The 18,074-nt window shown below is 39.2% G+C and carries 9 protein-coding genes and 1 pseudogene; 9 read left to right on the forward strand and 1 reads right to left on the reverse strand.

Translation table 11 applies throughout. The annotated features are described in order from the left end of the window. Positions 1–79 precede the first annotated feature (79 nt). From Q0W26_RS07840 to Q0W26_RS07880, 9 genes and pseudogenes are all read left to right on the forward strand, one after another. Positions 80–8,215, forward strand: a complete 8,136-nt coding sequence (locus tag Q0W26_RS07840; protein WP_298523728.1) for an Ig-like domain-containing protein — start codon at positions 80–82, stop codon at positions 8,213–8,215. 169 nt (positions 8,216–8,384) lie between these two features. Further along, on the forward strand, positions 8,385–11,555 hold the full coding sequence (locus Q0W26_RS07845; RefSeq protein WP_298523729.1) for an Ig-like domain repeat protein: 3,171 nt from the start codon (positions 8,385–8,387) through the stop codon (positions 11,553–11,555). 220 nt (positions 11,556–11,775) lie between these two features. Continuing rightward, entirely contained in the window at positions 11,776–12,915 is a 1,140-nt protein-coding gene (locus Q0W26_RS07850) for a TMEM175 family protein (RefSeq protein WP_298523730.1), read from the forward strand. Between the two features lie 171 nt (positions 12,916–13,086). After that, positions 13,087–13,377 carry a thioredoxin fold domain-containing protein gene (locus Q0W26_RS07855; RefSeq protein WP_298523731.1) on the forward strand — a complete coding sequence of 97 codons (291 nt, stop codon included), beginning with the start codon at positions 13,087–13,089 and terminating at the stop codon, positions 13,375–13,377. Further along, complete coding sequence (locus Q0W26_RS07860; RefSeq protein WP_298523732.1) at positions 13,378–13,740, forward strand: cytochrome c biogenesis CcdA family protein; 363 nt, start codon at positions 13,378–13,380, stop codon at positions 13,738–13,740. It begins immediately after the preceding gene. Positions 13,741–13,752: 12 nt separating this feature from the next. Beyond that, positions 13,753–13,998, forward strand: a pseudogene (locus tag Q0W26_RS07865) (cytochrome C biogenesis protein); the annotation flags it as partial. Between the two features lie 174 nt (positions 13,999–14,172). Beyond that, positions 14,173–15,627 carry an AAA family ATPase gene (locus Q0W26_RS07870; RefSeq protein ID WP_298523733.1) on the forward strand — a complete coding sequence of 485 codons (1,455 nt, stop codon included), beginning with the start codon at positions 14,173–14,175 and terminating at the stop codon, positions 15,625–15,627. A gap of 4 nt (positions 15,628–15,631) precedes the next feature. Beyond that, positions 15,632–16,132: a hypothetical protein gene (locus tag Q0W26_RS07875; protein ID WP_298523734.1), complete on the forward strand. Its 501-nt coding sequence runs from the start codon at positions 15,632–15,634 to the stop codon at positions 16,130–16,132. A gap of 113 nt (positions 16,133–16,245) precedes the next feature. Continuing rightward, positions 16,246–16,644 carry a PaaI family thioesterase gene (locus Q0W26_RS07880; RefSeq protein ID WP_298523735.1) on the forward strand — a complete coding sequence of 133 codons (399 nt, stop codon included), beginning with the start codon at positions 16,246–16,248 and terminating at the stop codon, positions 16,642–16,644. A 17-nt stretch (positions 16,645–16,661) separates the two neighbouring features. Here the strand turns inward: Q0W26_RS07880 and Q0W26_RS07885 are convergent, their stop codons facing one another. Beyond that, positions 16,662–17,951 carry an ATP-binding protein gene (locus tag Q0W26_RS07885; RefSeq protein WP_298523736.1) on the reverse strand — a complete coding sequence of 430 codons (1,290 nt, stop codon included), beginning with the start codon at positions 17,949–17,951 and terminating at the stop codon, positions 16,662–16,664. Positions 17,952–18,074: the final 123 nt, after the last annotated feature.

The following is an 18,074-nucleotide window of genomic DNA, read 5'->3' on the forward strand; positions in this document are numbered from 1 at the left end:
ATTTTACCATGCAATAAATATTAAATATAGAAATTAATTAGTGGACAGTCCCATATTGCTTTTTTTTGTGTTTGTATTGATGTCGATATCTGCTGTTTCGGCAGCGGATGCGGATGGAAACAACGATACGATTGTCTCATCCGCAGATGCAGGGACACTTGCCCTTGCAAACGATGTTGATGCAATAGATGATTTGGACGGAAACTATTCCGACAGTGACGGCAATGCAGTCGAAAATGATGCCAAATCCGTTGCTGCTGGTAAAAACAATGGAAATGATTTGTTATCTGCGGATAATGATGAAAACGGAAATATTTTAACTGCTGCACCTAAAACCTATTATGTTAATGCATCTGCAGCTTCTGGGGGAACTGGAACTGAAACAGCTCCATTCCAGACATTGAATGCTGCTTTAAATAAAGCTGAAAATGGCGACACAATCATGATTGCGGCAGGAGAATACAAAGGAACCGATAATACAGGATTATCTATTTGGAGAAATTTAAACTTCATAAAATATGGTGAAAGTGAAGCAATCTTTGATGCAGAAGGCCAAAGGAGAATCTGGACTGTTATGGATGATTCCATAAATATAATTGGCTTAACCTTTAAAAATGGGATAAACCGTGAGGGTGGTGCAATTTACATGAGGGGAGGTAATGTGACTAACTGTACTTTCACCGGTAATAATGCAACTGGAGATTCTACTTCTGCTGGTGGTGCAATTTACTGCCTCTTTTATACTAACGTGACTAATTGTAATTTCACTGGCAACACTGCACAGTATAGGGGTGGTGCAATGTACTTCATGAGAGGAGGTAATGTGTCTGATTGTACTTTCACCGGCAACACTGCAAATTGGTGGGGCGGTGCGATTCGCTTAGAAACTGCCGATAATACAAAGGGTACTGTGATCAATTGTGCTTTTGTCAATAACTCCGCACAATATGGAAAAGTTATCAGTTCTAGTGGTGTACTGGAAAGTGTAGATAATAACTGGTGGGGTTCAAACGATCCTGATTGGAATGAACTAATTAATAAAGGAGGAATTCCATCAACTTATGCTGTTTTAAATGGCAGTGCAGATTCAGAAACCATTAAACCGGGTTACAATGCAAAATTAAATTATACATTTTACATGAATGGAACTGCTAATGTGTTATCTATTCCTTCAAGACCAATTGAATTATCAGCAACAGGAGGACACTTGGATGATGATACCGGTTATCTGGTAAACGGTGAATTCTCAACTGAATTCAGTTCAGATGCTCTTGGTGAATTTGAAATTACTGCAACTGTTGATAATCAGGAAGTAAAACTTACTGAAACTGTAGCTGCTACTGTTTGGTATGTCAATGCAACCGCAGCTCCTGGAGGAGATGGAAAAAGTCAAGCAACTCCATTCCAAACATTAAAAGAAGCATTGGATGTAGCTGAAGACTACGACACAATCATGATTGCAGCTGGAACATACACCGGAACTAAAAATATAGGATTATCTATCAATAAAAAGTTATCTTTTGAAAAATACGGTGCCGGTGAAGCGATTTTTGATGCGCAGGGACAAGATCGATTTTGGCTTGTTCAATTTGGTGTTGAAACCATAAATATTAACTGTTTAACCTTTAAAAATGGAAAATCCAACTGGGGCGGTGCAATCCGCTTTAATAATAAACTTTATAATTCAGTTATAAATGCCACATTTATAAATAATACTGCAACAAATTATGCTGGTGCTCTTTATCTTAGTGGTGGTGCTGATAATGTAAATATCAGTGGTGAATTTATAAATAACACTGCAGAAACATCTTCTGGTGGTGCAATCTACTTCGGAGGTCAATTAACTAATGTTAATATATGTGGGGAATTTAGAAATAACACTGCAGAAACAAATGGTGGTGCAATCTATTGTTATGATGTAGTTTGTAATTCAATTATAAATTCCACATTTAAAAATAACAAAGCAAAAGGTAATGGTCGTGGTGGTGCAATTTCATTTAATAAAAATGCAAATCATGACAATGTAAATATATATGGTGAATTTATGAATAATGAAGCATTTTATGGTGCTGGAACCTACTTTAACGGTCAGCTCTCCAATTCCAATATAAATGCCGTATTCATTAATAATACTGCTAGTTCTGGCGGAGCAAATCTCTTTATGAGGACATTAACTAATGTTAATATAACTGGAGACTTCATAAACAACACCGCAACAGGTAGTGGTGAAGAAGGTGGTGGAGCTAACTATTTCAATAATGCGATAACTGATGTTTCCATATCCGGAAATTTCATAGGTAACCGTGCAGAGGGTAGTGCAGATAATGATGGCGGGGCAGCAAACTACTTCCTTCAAGCATCAACCAATGTGGATATAACCGGAAAATTTATAAATAACACTGGAAAAAATGTGATGTATTTCAGTAATGCGGATACTGGCAATGAGATTCATGACTCAATATTCATAAATAATGATGTCTCTAAAATCATAAATGTTGTTTCCGGAGAAGTTGCAGCCAATGATAACTGGTTTGGAAATAATTTTACAAATCGCAATAATATGCCCGCTAATGCAGGAATTTATTTGGACAACTGGCTGTTCTTATATGGTACATGTAATACTTACGAAATTAATTTAGGTGAAAACTCAACAATCAAATTTGAATTATGGACAAGGGGTAGTGGTGGATTTGTTAGCAAATATGAAGGACCAATTGATATCCAGTTGGACTTAACCCAAACACTAGGTGAATTGGATAAAAATGCCGCTTCACTCGGTGAAGAAATAACATACACTGCTGAAAATGAGGGAATGGGCAACGTAACCGCCACATTCGAAACCGCATCATATACCCTCAAAATAATAAATATTAAACCTAAAACACCTACATCTATCAATCTTACAAATGAAACTATGAACTTGAAGGTTGGCGATGAGACTCCTGCGGGTGCCACTTTGGAGCCTCCTGTTGGTAACTTGACCTACAAATCAAGCGACGAATCTGTTGTTACAGTTGAAAACGGCGTAATCAAGGCTGTTGGCGAAGGTACTGCTAATGTCACTGTCTCATTCAATGGAACTGACGTATACGCCCCTTCTGAAAGGAATATTAGTGTTACTGTCAGTTTGAATGAAGCTGTTTGGTATTATATACTTCAAGATGTGCGTCGTGAACTTGATGGTGCTTCACTATTGTTACCGTTTGGAGTCTATAATTGTTTGGTTGTAAATTCAACCGATCAACCTTTACCTAAAGGTCTGAATGTAACTATCAAATTGGATGATGCTTACACCCTTAATTCCACTGTTGGTGATGATGGTATATTTGAGGTGGATGTAAATGGTATCACTCCTAAATTCTATACAGTTACTTTCTCTTCATATGGATATACAAGTGCAGTTGCTACCGTTTTGATTACTAAAAAACCTACTTCTATTGCTCTTGAAAATGAGACTTTGGCTTTGAAAGTTAATGGTAATGTTTCTTCTGGTGCTACTTTGAATCCTGATGAGGCGGGTAACTTGACTTACACTTCAAGCAATTCAACTGTAGCCATAGTTGAAAATGGAGAAATCAAAGCTCTAGCTAAAGGTACCACCAATATAACTGTCTCATTTGCAGGCGATGATGAATATGCTGCTGCCCAATACAGGATAATTGAAGTTACAGTTGCCTTAAATGATGCAAGTGTCACTGTCAACGATACTCTTGATTTGCTTGTCGGTGATGAGTTTACATTGATTACTGAAACAGTTCCTGCAGGTTTGGACGTTAATTTCACATCCACAGATTCTTCTGTTGTGGCTGTTGATGCTGACGGTAAGGTTACTGCTGTCGGTAACGGTACTGCCACCATTGTTGTAAGCGTTGGTGACGATAAGGTTTATGCTATAAATACCACCAGTGTTGCAGTTACCGTAAAGATACCTACTGAAATTAACATTACCAATTCTTCAGTTGAATTGTATGTTGGTGGAAATGGAGATATTACCTGGGCTAATTTAATTCCTACAGAAGCAGGCAGTCTAAAATATTCTTCAAACGACACCAGTGTCATGTGGGTATCAACATCAGGCAATTTCCAAACTAATAGTGAAGGTACTGCTCTTATTACCGTTTCATTTGCAGGCGATGAGAATTATGCTGCTGCAGAAAACAAAACAATTACAGTTACTGTTATAAAGTATCCTACCGAAATTATTCTTGCAAATGCTACTATGGACTTGAATGTTAATGATGAAGTTCCATCAGGCGCTACTTTAGAACCTTCATGGGCTGGTGAATTAAATTACACTTCAAGCAACGAATCCGTTGTCATAGTCAGAAACGGCATGATCAAAGCGGTTGGTGAAGGTACTGCTAATGTCACTGTCTCATTTGCAGGCAATTATGTAATTGCTGATGCTGAAAACAAGACAATCTCTGTCACTGTCAGTCTGAATGATGCAAGCGTCAGTGTAAATAATGACACTCTGGACTTATTTGTTGACGATAACTTTACTATTGTTGCCACTACTGTTCCTGCCAATTTGAATGTCACTTATGTTCCTGATAACTCAGGTGTTGTTAGTATTGATGAAAAGGGCATTGTCACTGCATTGAAAGAAGGCACTACTTCCATTATTGTTAGAGTTGGTGGCGACGGAGTTTACGCTGAAAATTCAACTGCTGTAGCTGTTACAGTAAGTAAGATTCCTACTAAATTGAACGTGACCGTGAATTATCCTCAAGCCTACGATCCATTACGTAATTTCCTTGTAACAGGTCAGGTCATAAATGTGGGAACAGAAACAAGGGTCAAAAAAGGTTCTGTTGACATTTACCTCAATAATGAATTCAAGTTAACCGTTAATGTTGATAACGAAAGTTCATTTAGATGTGATTTGGGACCTTTGGATGCCGGTACCTATGAACTTTATGCTGAATATTATGACAAAACAGGTAAATTTAACAAATCCTATTGGATTGAAAGGTATACAATAACCCCTGCCAATACCACAATTGATGTTGATGGATCTTCAATTGAATTGTTTGTTGATGATTGTGCTAAAATTGTGGCTGTGTTAAGTCCTTCCGAAGCAGGCAACTTAAGCTATTCATCAAATGACACTACTGTTGCTAGCGTTGATGAATATGGTAATGTCACTGCTGTTGGTGCAGGTACTGCTACTATTACAGTTTCATTTGCAGGCAATAAGAATTATGCCGCTGCCGAAAACAAGACAGTTGCAGTTACTGTTAGTAAGATACCTACTGAGATTATTGCTGAGAATGCTACTGTTGAAATGAATGTTTCTGATGAAGTTGCGCTTGTGGTCAGTTTAATGCCTTCCGGTGCCGGTGAGTTGGATTTCACTTCCAGTGATGTGAGTGTTGTCACTGTCAATGGTATTGGTGAGTTGACTGCTGTCGGTGAAGGTAGCGCCAATATTACTGTTTCATTTATGGGTAATGATAAGTATGCTGCAGCTGAAAACAAGACAATTACTGTCAGTGTCTATAAAATCGCTACTGAGATTCTCATTGAGAATAAAACTTTTGACCTAATTGTGCGTGATAACGTAGTTACCGGTGCTGCATTGCTTCCTTCTGAAGCAGGCAACCTTACATACGTATCAAGCAACGAACTCGTTGCTAAAGTGGTTGACAGCATGATTGTAGCTGTCGGTGAAGGTAACGCTACCATTACTGTCAGTTTCGCTGGTGATAACAAGTATGTCGCAGCTGAAAGCAAAACAATCGACGTTTCTGTTAAAAAGACAGATTCAACCATTGACATCGAACCAAAAGTTGTAGAATTGATCGTTGGCCAAGAGGCCACAGTTACTGTGGTTTTACCTAATGATGCTACCGGCGTTGTACTGGTCGATGTTAAAGGCAAAAAGTATTACGGAGATGTTGAAAACGGCAACGCCACAGTCAAGCTTGTCGGTTTGACTGGTGGAAACTACACTGCCGATGTTGTCTATCCGGGTGATGACAAATACTCCAATGCAAGCGGAAGTGTTGATGTAAAAGTAGCATGGCTTACTAGACCTGAGATTAACATCACAGTTCCTGAAGTTAAAGTCGGTGAGGTCGCTAAAGTGATTGTTGAGTTGCCAAAAGACGCTACTGGAATTTTTGCTGTTCATGTGGATAGTAAAATAGTTGCAGTATCAAGCGCATCCGCAGGTCCTTTTGAGCTTCCATTAGGCGAATTTTCTGCAGGAAACCACACTATTTACGTATTCTATTCCGGAAATGAAAAATATTATGAAAATGGTGTTTATCGTATGTTTGCTGTGGAAAAACTGTCCACCAATGTCACTGCAAATTCTGTTGAGATTTTTGAAGGTGAAACCGCTACTGTAGTTGTCAGTGTCGACGCTAATGCTACAGGTACTGTGCTGATTGATGTTGCAGGCAACAAATACTACGGCGTTGTTGAAAACGGCACTGCTAGTGTTAATGTTACAGGTTTGGATGCTGGTAACTACACTGCTTTAATAACATACATGGGTGATGATAAATACGTCGAAGCAACCGGAAATGTCAATGTTAAAGTGGCTAAGCGTATTGTTCCTGAAGGTGGCATTCATGTTTCTGATGTTAATGTCGGCGAGGTCGCTAAGGTGATTGCTGAGTTGCCTGAAGATGCTACTGGTAAGGTTTATGTTGTTGTTGACGGTGAGAATGTTACTGAGGTTCCTGTGTCTGGCGGCACTGTTGAGGTTCCTTTGGGTGAGCTGTCTTCTGGAAACCATTCAGTTGTGGTAATGTATTTCGGAAATGAAAAATATGATTTCTGCTTTGACTTTAAGAACTTCACTGTCGCTAAATTAACTACAAACATTAGCGCTGAGCCTGTTGAGATTGTTGAAGGCGAAACCGCTACTGTAGTTGTCAGTGTTGATGCGAATGCAACAGGTGTCGTTTTAGTCGATGTCAACGGCATTAAGTATTATGCTGATGTTGATGCAGGCAAGGCTTCTGTTAACGTCTCCGGTTTGGCAGCAGGAAATTACACTGCTGATGTGACTTATCTGGGCGATTCCATATTCGATTCCAATTCAACCGCTGTTGAAATCACAGTCGCTGATTATGTTAAAATGAACACAACAATATCCTCTGATGTTGTGGTTGACGGCAACAGGATATCCCTTAAAGTTGATGTCAATGAGAACGCAACAGGTTTAGTCAGTGTAGTTATCAACGAAAAGGTGATTTATCTTCCTGTAAAAGAAGGCAAAGCCAAATATGATGCAATACTGGATAACGGATTCTACCTTGCCTTCATCACATATGTCGGTGATGATAACTTCAACACCAACTCAACAGTTGAAACATTCATGGTTTTCAATGTTGAACCTGTTGTGAGCGAATTCAGCAACATTTCAGTTGTTGGAACTGACATCAGCGCTGTTTTGAAGGACATTAACGGAAATCCTATTGCAGATGCCAACGTGACCTACACAATAAATGGTGAAGAGTCAAACACCACAACCGATTCAAACGGTACCCTGGTGATTTCAGCATCCTCCAATAGTGTTGTAGAGTTAAAATACCTTGGAGATAACCTGACACTTCCAGCAAACTTCACACTGACTATAAAAGACCTGGTTCCGGTGAGAGTTGCAACGGTGATCAATTCCGAGGATTATGAAACATATGCAATTGATTTCGATGCCGGTGAAAGAGGAAACTACTTCAAAGTCAAATTGGTTGATGTAAATGGCAATCCATTGGCCAACAAACCTGTAAAAATCGGATTCAACGGTAAAGTATACAACAAGACAACCGATGCATCCGGTTGGGCGAAACTGCAAATCAACCTGAAACAAGCAGGAAAATACACATTTGCAACTGCTTTCCTGGGAGATGACGAGTACACTGGTACATTTGTTGTAAATTTAATTACAGTAAATCTCAAGAAAACCAGCATTAGTGCTTCTGCAAAATCCTATAAGGCATCCGCAAAAACAAAATCCTACACTGTAACCCTCAAGACAGACAAAGGATCATCCATTGACGGTAAAACCTACCTGAGTGCAGGCAAGAAGATTACCATGAAAATCAATGGAAAAACATACACCGCAAAAACAAACGATAAGGGACAAGCCACTTTCAAACTTAGCATATCCAAGAAAGGCAACTTCCAGTCCACCATCAAGTTTGCGGGCGACAAGATGTATGCTTCCTCAAGCAAATCAGTAAAAATAACAATTAAATAGTGAGATTAATTTTTCTCACTAACTTTTTTCTTTTTTTCCGCTCAATTTTATAATGTATTTTTCCCCATGGGGTCTTTTTGGTGTTTTTGTCAAAATCATATATTTTTATAGTATCAGTTGTAAAATATTACATAGATTCTATTATTTTTTTAAAGGAGGTTATTTTTAGATGAAAAAACATTTGGCAATTGTTTCATTTGTTCTTGTTTGCCTGCTGGCTGTCGGGGCGGTAAGCGCAAATGACAATTCAAATTTCACTGACGATGCTATACCGCTGGAAATCTCAGACGAAAGCCAACAGCCTGCCATTGAAGAATCGGACGATGGCGCTTTCAACAACTCAGAGATTTTATCCGCCGACGAGCCTTCCGTTGACGTTGAGGATGTCACAGTCAATGAGGGAAGAATCGTCTACATTCCATTTGACGTTTCACCTTCATATTCTCTTTCAGGTGACGTTAATGTGACAATAATAGGTGAAGGCGGCTCAATTACTAATCACATCAAAATCAGCAATGAAACAGGTCAGGTGAACTTCACTTTTGCTGATTTCACAGGACTTGTAAATGCCAAGGGATGGAACGTTTCAGAGTTCTACAACATGATGCTCTCTTCAAGCAATTTCACCAATGCAAATGCGTCCAAAATCGCAGACGGCCTCAGGGACATCTATGCTGCCTCAAGCATCGACACCACAAAGCTTGAACATGGGGCAAATATCATGATCAACGCAACCCATGTCGATTCCGACAGGCTCATCGATGGTCTCAACGATATTCTAAACGGGTCTCAAATCAACGCTTCAGGCCTTATGGAAGGGCTTGCGCAGATTGCAGGCGGAATTCACATCAACGCTTCATATTACTCAAATCTCACCGACATTCTGGCTGCGATTGCCGGGGGATTTAGTTTCGATGGCCATAAGCTTAAAAACAACATTTTAGACAGCATCATTGTCACCAAGGCATCATTCATTAGTGCCGTAAGGGATATCCTTAACGAGCTGGACGGAAGTTCATCCCACGGTTCTGTTTCAGACATTGTCGAGCGTCTCAATCTGAAGCTTTCCACTAAAAACACGGTTGACATTACCATGCTCATGCTTAAAAAGGAATTCACTCTCCTGGAGGTTGCAAACATTGCAGAAGAAATCTGGAACTACAACCATCTCACAAAGGAGAGCTTTTTGGATAGGCTGAGTGATGCAACAGACGGATTCGCATTCAACATTTCAGACATCATCGACCAGTTCGAAGGTGCAGCTTCAGGAAAATCAAATCTGCCCGATGCAGTAGATAAGCTCATTAGCTCCATGAGGATTGATGAGAAGAAGTTTACCTCTTCAATTGAGAATGCCATAAGCACTGCCACTTTCAACAGCCCTAAAGTCGCCGATGAACTTGCAGTCATAACAGGAATCGACAGCTCCAAGATTTTAAAGGTTCTTGAAGGCGCATCAGACATCGTTAAAGGATTCAAGCTCAATGTCGCTGACGTCATCTCCGCAATGGGATACATTGCCGCAGGAATTCCTTCAGACAGTTCCCGCATTTTCAATGACCTGACCGCTGCGGTTTCATTCAATAGCGATCTTTTCGCTTCAGATTTCAAAAGCATCCTGGCTGAATTCAATCTCACAGGAGAGGATGTTGCTCTTAAGGTCAGGGGCCTTTTCGAATCACTCAACATGTCTGTTCCGGACGACCTTGATGCGAGGATTTCCGGCAGCTTAAAAGCAGACAGGCTGAATTTCACAGAATTTGGAGACGCATTTGTGGACGTTCTCAAGCACAACAATGTGGGTCGCATTGTTGACATGTTCAGCGTTTCTTCAAACGGATCAAACGTCCTCATCTCAAAAATCATGCACGGCCTTTCAAATCACACGTTCGACATTTCCAAAACCGTAAAAGCACTTTCACTGATAATGCGCTACGTCAATGTGGACTACAGCAGGATTTCCGCTTCACTTGACTCTGCAAAGACAGGCTTCAACCGCACTCAGGTGGTGAACGGACTGTCCAGAATGATTGCAGGAGTGGAAGTCAATGTCTCAAAGGTCATGAGCGGCCTTGACAGGATTATTCATGAGGTCAATTTAACCAAATCCGAGGCGGATGCGATAATCGGCAATGTCAAAAGAAACATTGACATTAACGCTTCAAAAATCGCCGCCGGACTGGATATGGTCGTCGATTCAATCAGCTTTGACATGCCGAGTGTCGATAGGGGACTGTCCAAAGTCATCAGCGCCTTCAGATTTGACAGGTCCTCCGTCTATGAGGGATGGATGGAGTTTGCAGACGCAATCCGCTTCAATGATTCAATGGGTTTACAAGGTGCCTATAAGCTTGCTTGCGGACTGGGAATTGACGTTTCACAACTCGCCGGCAAGTTCTTTGACAAATTCGGATATGTAGCCACTTTCCAAAAGAGAATTTCTCCGGGCACATATGATGTTACTGTCAGTTATTCAGGAAACGGAAATGCATCCAAGACTGCCAAACTCACTGTCATTTCAAGGATGGACACTCCAATCAGCTTGAATGTTGCAGTTGACGGACATCACGTTTACATAAACGGCAATGTCAATCCTGACGCTAAAGGCATGGTGCTTCTGGAAATCGGAGACTATGATGTCTATACTCTTGTCGTTGATGGAAAGTTCGCTTTCGATGACACTTTAAAACCAGGCACATATACTCTCAGAGCTATTTACTCCGGTGATTTGAAATATAGGCAGAACAACACTAAAATGCAGTTTACTGTCAAATCACAGACACAGATTGTCTCTTCGGATGTGAAGGTAACTTACGCAAACTCCAAAAACATCATATTCACATTAACGGATGAGGATGGTAATGCCGTGCCTAACAGGTCAGTCACTGTCAAGCTCAATGGAAAATCCTATGCGAGAACAACCAACGACAAAGGGCAGGTTTCAATCACTGTTCCTTCCAACCTGAAGCCGAACTCCTATGTTGCATCAGCTGCATTTAACGGTGATGGCAATTACGTCAAATCATCCTCTTCAGTCAATGTGGTTGTCAGCAAGGCGGCACCTAAACTGACAGCAAAGGCAAAGACATTCAAGGCATCAGCAAAAACCAAAAAGTACACTGTAACCCTGAAGACCAACAAGAACAAGGTAATGAAAAACACAAAGGTCACCCTTAAGGTCAAAGGCAAGACTTACACTGCCAAAACCAACTCCAAGGGCGTTGCAACATTCAATATTGCAAAGCTGACCAAAAAGGGAACATTCAAGGCAACAGTGACATATGCAGGAAACGCATACTATTCAAAAGTAACTAAAAGTGTTAGCATAAAATGCAGGTAGATGAATCTTCTACCTCCTACTATTTTTTTCATTAAGAGCAAATTTCCAGGCTGCAGTTTAATCGATGCAGGACCTAATTATTCCAGACACCTCTTTTTCAACTGCTTTTTTAATTGGCCATATCTCACATTACCATCGGCTATGTCAATCCCGCCAATGCTTTCAACTTCAGCATATACATGGGCAAGGTTTATTTAACTTCGAAATTAAATAATTAATCATGAAAACAACTAGATTTGAAACTTTCATGGATGCAGTATTGGCTATCATTATTACTGTTCTGGTTCTTAAATTGTCACAACCTGCAGAAGCGACTGTAGGAGCGATTTTAAACATGAACATGTGGTATATAAACTATTTCATGTGCTTTTTAATCATATTCAACACATGGTTCAACGACCACAACCTCTTCCAGATGGTTGATGAGATAGACAATAAGGTGGTTGTTGTCTATGGTGCTTTGATTTTAGTCATTTCGGTCATCCCTTACTTTGCAACATGGGTTGCACTCCATCCAACATCAATTCCTGCTCAGACAATGTTTGGGATTGTGTTTTTAATGACAAATGTTTTATATATGGTTTCAACATATCTGGTTGTCCGTGCAAATCCCTACAATGAAAAGCTTAAGAAATTAAATCTCAAGGATTATAAGAGATACATTCCGGTTTTATTCATTTTGATTGGATTTCTCTTTACATACACTGTTTATCTTCAGGGAATCTACATCGCATGTATTCTCTCTACTGTTTACTGGTTTTTCTTTGCAATACTTGCAAAGTCTGAAATCGAAACCACAGACAGGTTTGAAGCTTTCTTTGATGCTATTGTGGCCATTATCCTCACAGTTATTGTGCTTGAAATCACAATGGTCTCTGAAGGGTCATGGCAGTCATTGTTTGAGTTGAAACTTGAGTTTCTGGCTTATATAATCAGTTTCATTGTCTGCTTCAACTACTGGAACTTCAACAACAACCTCTTTTCAATAGTAAATAAAATTGATGCAAAGGTAATATGGTCAATTGGGGCGTCAATGTTTGTTTTATCCCTGATTCCGTATTTGTCCCATTTTGTTGCTCAAAACTTCAATTCATTTGTGGCGCAGGCATTCTACGGCATAGATTTCATAATCGTGGCGTTATTGTCAATTGTGACTTCAAATGCCCTGAAAAGGGTTGATCCGGCAAACATCGCTCTCATGATGGCTTTGGAAAATCATCTTCCTTTCTACTCAACAATAGTCATCGTAGGTTTGGGGATGATAATAGGATACTTCTTCTATCCTCCGGCAATCATTGTTTCATGCCTAATCTCAATTCTTCTCGTTTGGCTTATTCCGTTTTTAAGAAAATACAGATGATTGGCATGCATCCTTTGAAAAGCTTTGATAAATTAATATGAATGTGATATCATGAAAAGGATAATTTTAGCAATATTTCTGATGATGACACTGACATTGGCGGTCAGCGCCTACGAGGTCGATGACGCTGTCGTTGACGGGCTCAACACAACCGATGACGTCGATGGCGTCTTGGCCCAGAAGCAGGACAAGAATGTCATGCTGGTGTTTGACCAGGAAAACTGCGTCTACTGCGATCTATTTAAAGATAACGTTTTGGCCAACGCAAACGTTCAAAAGGAACTCAACGGGAACTATATTGTCGTTATCGTCGACATCAACAGACACCCTGGCGTTGCAGACGAGTATAATGTCTTCGGAACGCCTACAACCATCGTTATCGGCACTGGCGGAAATGAAGTATACAGGCTAGAAGGATACGTAGAAGTAGATGAGTTTCTAAATGCCCTAAAGGAGATTTAGATGGAAATACTTCATCTGATTTCATTTTCAACAGGCGTAATTTCAATATTGTCGCCCTGCATCCTGCCGATAATTCCGATATTGGTGGCATTCGCCCTGAAGTCCAAATCAAAAGCCGAGATAATCTCATTCATCTTCGGGCTCTTCAGCATTTTTCTTGCTGTCATATTCCTCACAGGATTTTTCACATCACTCGTCTATGCCTACATCCCATATGTCCGCATAGCTTCGGCGGTTCTGCTTCTGGTGATTGGAGCGGCGATGCTTAGGGAATACTCATTTAGCTTTGGAGCGATTTCGCCTAATGTTGGTGGGGGAATTGCCGGTTCATTCAGCCTTGGCCTTTTGACCTCGGTATCCTAGGCTCCATGTTATAGTGCATATCTGATGAGCCTGATTGCTCTTCTTGTAAGTTCAAATGACTCGGCATATGCATCTTTCAACATTGTTCTCTACTGCCTTGGCTTTGCCCTGACGCTGCTTCTGCTCAGCTATCTGATTTCAAGAATCAATCTCGAGAAGCTGATTTTAAGGACAAAACATATCCCTCAGATATTCGCCGTTTTGGTGATTATCGGTGCGGTTTATCTGTTGTGGGAAGCCCTGAAGGTGTTAATCTAGATTCATCAAAATTGCTCCAATCATGTAAAATTGCTCTGAGAGAAGAGTAAACTATTAATAATAAATCATATTAACATATTTGTGAAAAAGCACACTGTCGCACTTAACTATACCTAAAATACCTTGAAGTATTATCTAATATTATATTTTACATGTAATTTTAGGTGATACGAAATGCTGGATGAAAATACATTAAGAGATATAAAATCAGATTATGGTTTTAATGCTAAAGAAGAGTGCGATAGCATGCATGAATTAAATTTAAAAAATTTTGGACCGTTAAAAGAAGCGGAAATATCAGTAATGCCTTTGACTATTTTTGTCGGGCAGAACAGTTCGGGAAAATCCCATTGCTCTAAACTGATTCATTCTGTTCTCACATCAATCGAGAATCCCGATGCTTTTGCAATCAATTCGGTTGAAACCCTCATGGAAAACAATGGAGATTTGTTTGAAGACTTCAACGATGAATTGATGCAGTATCTGGATTCGAAACCTAATTTTTTCAATGATTCATTTCATTACGATGCGGATAAATTCGACAGGCTTTTTGGCGATGGAATAATCAGGACTCATCTGGAATTGATTGAAAACACATTAAAAAGCAATTTCAGCGCTGATTTGGACATGCTGAACGGAACATCAGGTGATTCGTTTGAAATTGACTTTGATAATCTTGGATTTTTCAATGATTTCGGAGCTTTAAAAGGAAATTCCTTAATCAGAATCGCTCAAAACAAAATCAAATTAAAAAACAAGCTGCTTTTCGAATTTAAAAGGGAAAATAATGAAGTGCTGATTAAACTGGATTATTTTGCATTGTCCAACCTTTTCAATGGTTATGACATGTTTTCCTCAGTAGTCTATTCTGCTCTTGCAAGTGCCTATGCCAAACAAAGACAAAGATCATTCTACATTCCGGCATCTGCACAGTCAACAACCGACAAATTCAGGTCAATTCTTTCCGATGAGCTTTTGGGAGTAAAGATGGCTTCAGCAATAGATAAGGTCATGCTGATCAGCTATCTGAATAATCAGAGGACTGTCAAAAACCGGGATTTCCACGATATTGCCTGTCAAATCGAAAAGGAAGTGCTAAACGGTGAAATCAGATTCAGAAACAATGGCGTTTACGATGACTTGATTTTCAAGGACTACAATAACGGCCGTGAATTTGATTTCAGTCTGGTTTCATCTTCAGTTAAGCAGTTGACTCCTTTGATCAATTATTTGAAATATGAGTTGGATGCCGGGGACACTTTAGTAATTGAAGAGATTGAAAATCACCTGCATCCTGCAAATCAAATGGCATTGGTTAAATATTTGGCGAATCTGGTCAATGCGGGATTGAACATCATATTGACAACCCACAGCGATTATATTTTAGAGCAGTTCAATAATCTGGTAAGGCTTTCCAATGTCAAATCCGATAAGTTAAATGAATTGGGATTTGCCGATGGGGATGTTTTAAGCCATGAAAAAGTTGCAATTTACAATTTCAGAAATAATCCTTCTTCAGTTTTCAGATTTGACATTAACGAAACAGGTTTTCATGATGGATGTTTTAGTGAGGTCATTGAAGACTTGTATGATGAATCACGCGAGATAATCCGTTCAAAGAGGAGGTGATTTTGTGATTGAAGAATTGCTAAAGGAATATTACTCTTCTGGAAATTTCAAGGATTCTCATTCAATCTTCAAAAAACGGTGCAAGGAGAAAAATTGCATCTTGAAGGGAAATCTGGAGGATTATATCATTTTGGAGGGGGATAATATTGAAAAACAGGTTTCCGGAAGCAAAAGAAAATCAAGTGACTGCATTATAGTCGATAGATTTCCAAAGCAAAATAACGATGTGGATGTTGTTCTCTGTGAACTGTGCAGGGGCAGAAAAGATTTCAAGGAAGTTCGAGAAAAGATCATTAACTCTGCAGATCACATTGTTGATGTTTTTGATGAGTTGGGGATTCACATTGGCATGTTGAAATGTTGTTACTTGGGCAAATATGGGGATTACAAAATAGCCTTGAAATTAATCTCAAAGCCCATTCATGTTAGGGGATTTGAGGAATACGATGTTTTGATTGAAAACTTCGCCTGCGGAACCGACATTGAAACAATTAAAAACAGTTAATGTTTCATTCAGATGTTGCATGTTTTTCTTTTTATTGGGGCCTGAATTAATTGATTCATTAATGGGGGCAATTTTTTTAAATTATGAAAGTCAATTTTAATTTAGGTGTTAAGATGGCTAATTTTGATTCACTTGAAAGTGCTAGAGAATTCTTTTACAAGGACAAGTTTGCAGTAACAACAGGTGTTGTTTTGGATGAGCTGACAGAAGACTATGCAGTCTGCAGCCTTGAGCTGACAGATGATCACAGGAACGCTTATGGAGGCGTGATGGGCGGTGTTATTTTTACATTGGCAGATTTTGCATTTGCCGTTCTCTCAAATCAGATTCATCAGTTGACTGTGGCACAGCAGGTTGACATTCATTATCTTTCCGCTCCGAAAGGCGACAAATTGATTGCAAAGGCTACCTGCCGTAAGAATGGCCGCACATCTTCAATCATCAATGTGGATATCTCGGATGATGTCGGACGTGACGTTGCCCAGTTCATCGGTACAGGATTTAAATTATAATCTCTTTTTTCTTTTTTTTACCTTAGGCATCCGATTGGAAGTATTTTCACTCCGTCTTCTCTTGTGTGGGCGAATTTCCCTCCGGTGATTACAGCTAAGAATTTTGGTTCTTTAATGTACAAATCGGTTTCGGTATTTTTTTCTTTTATGATTTTATCTAATTTGAGTAAGTTTTTAGCTCCTTTTTCAATTTTTTTGCTGCCTAATTTAAATTCTATTAATGCATAGTCTTCATTTTTTAAGCTAAGAACACAATCACATTCCAGGCCGTATCTGTCTCTATAATAAGATACTTGCCCTCCTTTTGAAGATGTGTATGCCATCAAATCCCTATAACAAAGATTTTCAAAAATATGTCCGAAGGTGTCGAGATCAAATAACAGGCCTTCGGGATCCAAATTCAATAGTGTTGTTGCAATTGACGGGTCGATGAATTCTCGTTTATCTGAAGACTTAACTGCGGTTTTTGATCGGATATTGGGATTCCATGCTGGAATATCCACTGTAACGAATAATTTTGATAATGCTTTAAGATAGTCATCTAAAGTTGTATATGCCATATCCGGAAAGTTGCCTCTGACATCTTTTAATATTGTTTGTTTTGTTGCTTCAGTGGAGTTGTTTCGAGCATAGGATTTTAGTATTTTTTCAGCTCGTTTTCTGTCTCTTTTCACTCCATCTACAGTTGATATGTCTGTTTTGCAGATGTTATCTACATAATTTTCAACAACGAATAATTGTGCTTCCTTATCTTCATGAATAACACTTTCAGGCCATCCTCCTCTGCAGGTTGCGAATGCAAGTTCTTCCATTGTCAAATCAGATTCAATGCCGTTTATATCCATATTCGGATTTTCAAACAAGTCTAAAATTGGAAGCTTTCCGTTTGATTCTTTACTTTCATATAAGCTCATTGGAAGCATTGTCATTCTATTTACACGTCCTGTTCCGGTGTGCATTGTTTTATCAAAATCAATTGATGTTGAGCCGGTTAATATGAAGTGCCCATATCCTGGAGTTTTGTCTACCTTTGTCCTTACTGCATCCCACAATAGTGGTGCCATTTGCCATTCGTCAATTAATCGTGGAGTTTCCCCTTCTAACAATTTTGAAGGCATTATATCTGCCAGTTCTAAATAATTTTGCCTATTGTCGGGGTCTTGCAGTTCCAGAACACTTTTTGCATGTTGTTTTGCTGTTGTTGTTTTTCCACACCACTTTGGACCTTCAATTACAATTGCCCCTATCATTTTTAGTCTTTTTTCTATTGTTTCGTCTAATATCCTTTCGTAGTAAATTTCTGGCATGTTCTCATATCCTTTTCGTATTTTTTGTAGACTATAAATTTGTGGTTTTTCACACTATATTTTTGTGCTTTTTTATACTATAAATTTGTGGTTTTTCACACTATATTTTTGTGGTTTTTTATA

Origin of the sequence: uncultured Methanobrevibacter sp., from assembly GCF_947169325.1 — an archaeon.
GTDB lineage: Archaea > Methanobacteriota > Methanobacteria > Methanobacteriales > Methanobacteriaceae > Methanocatella.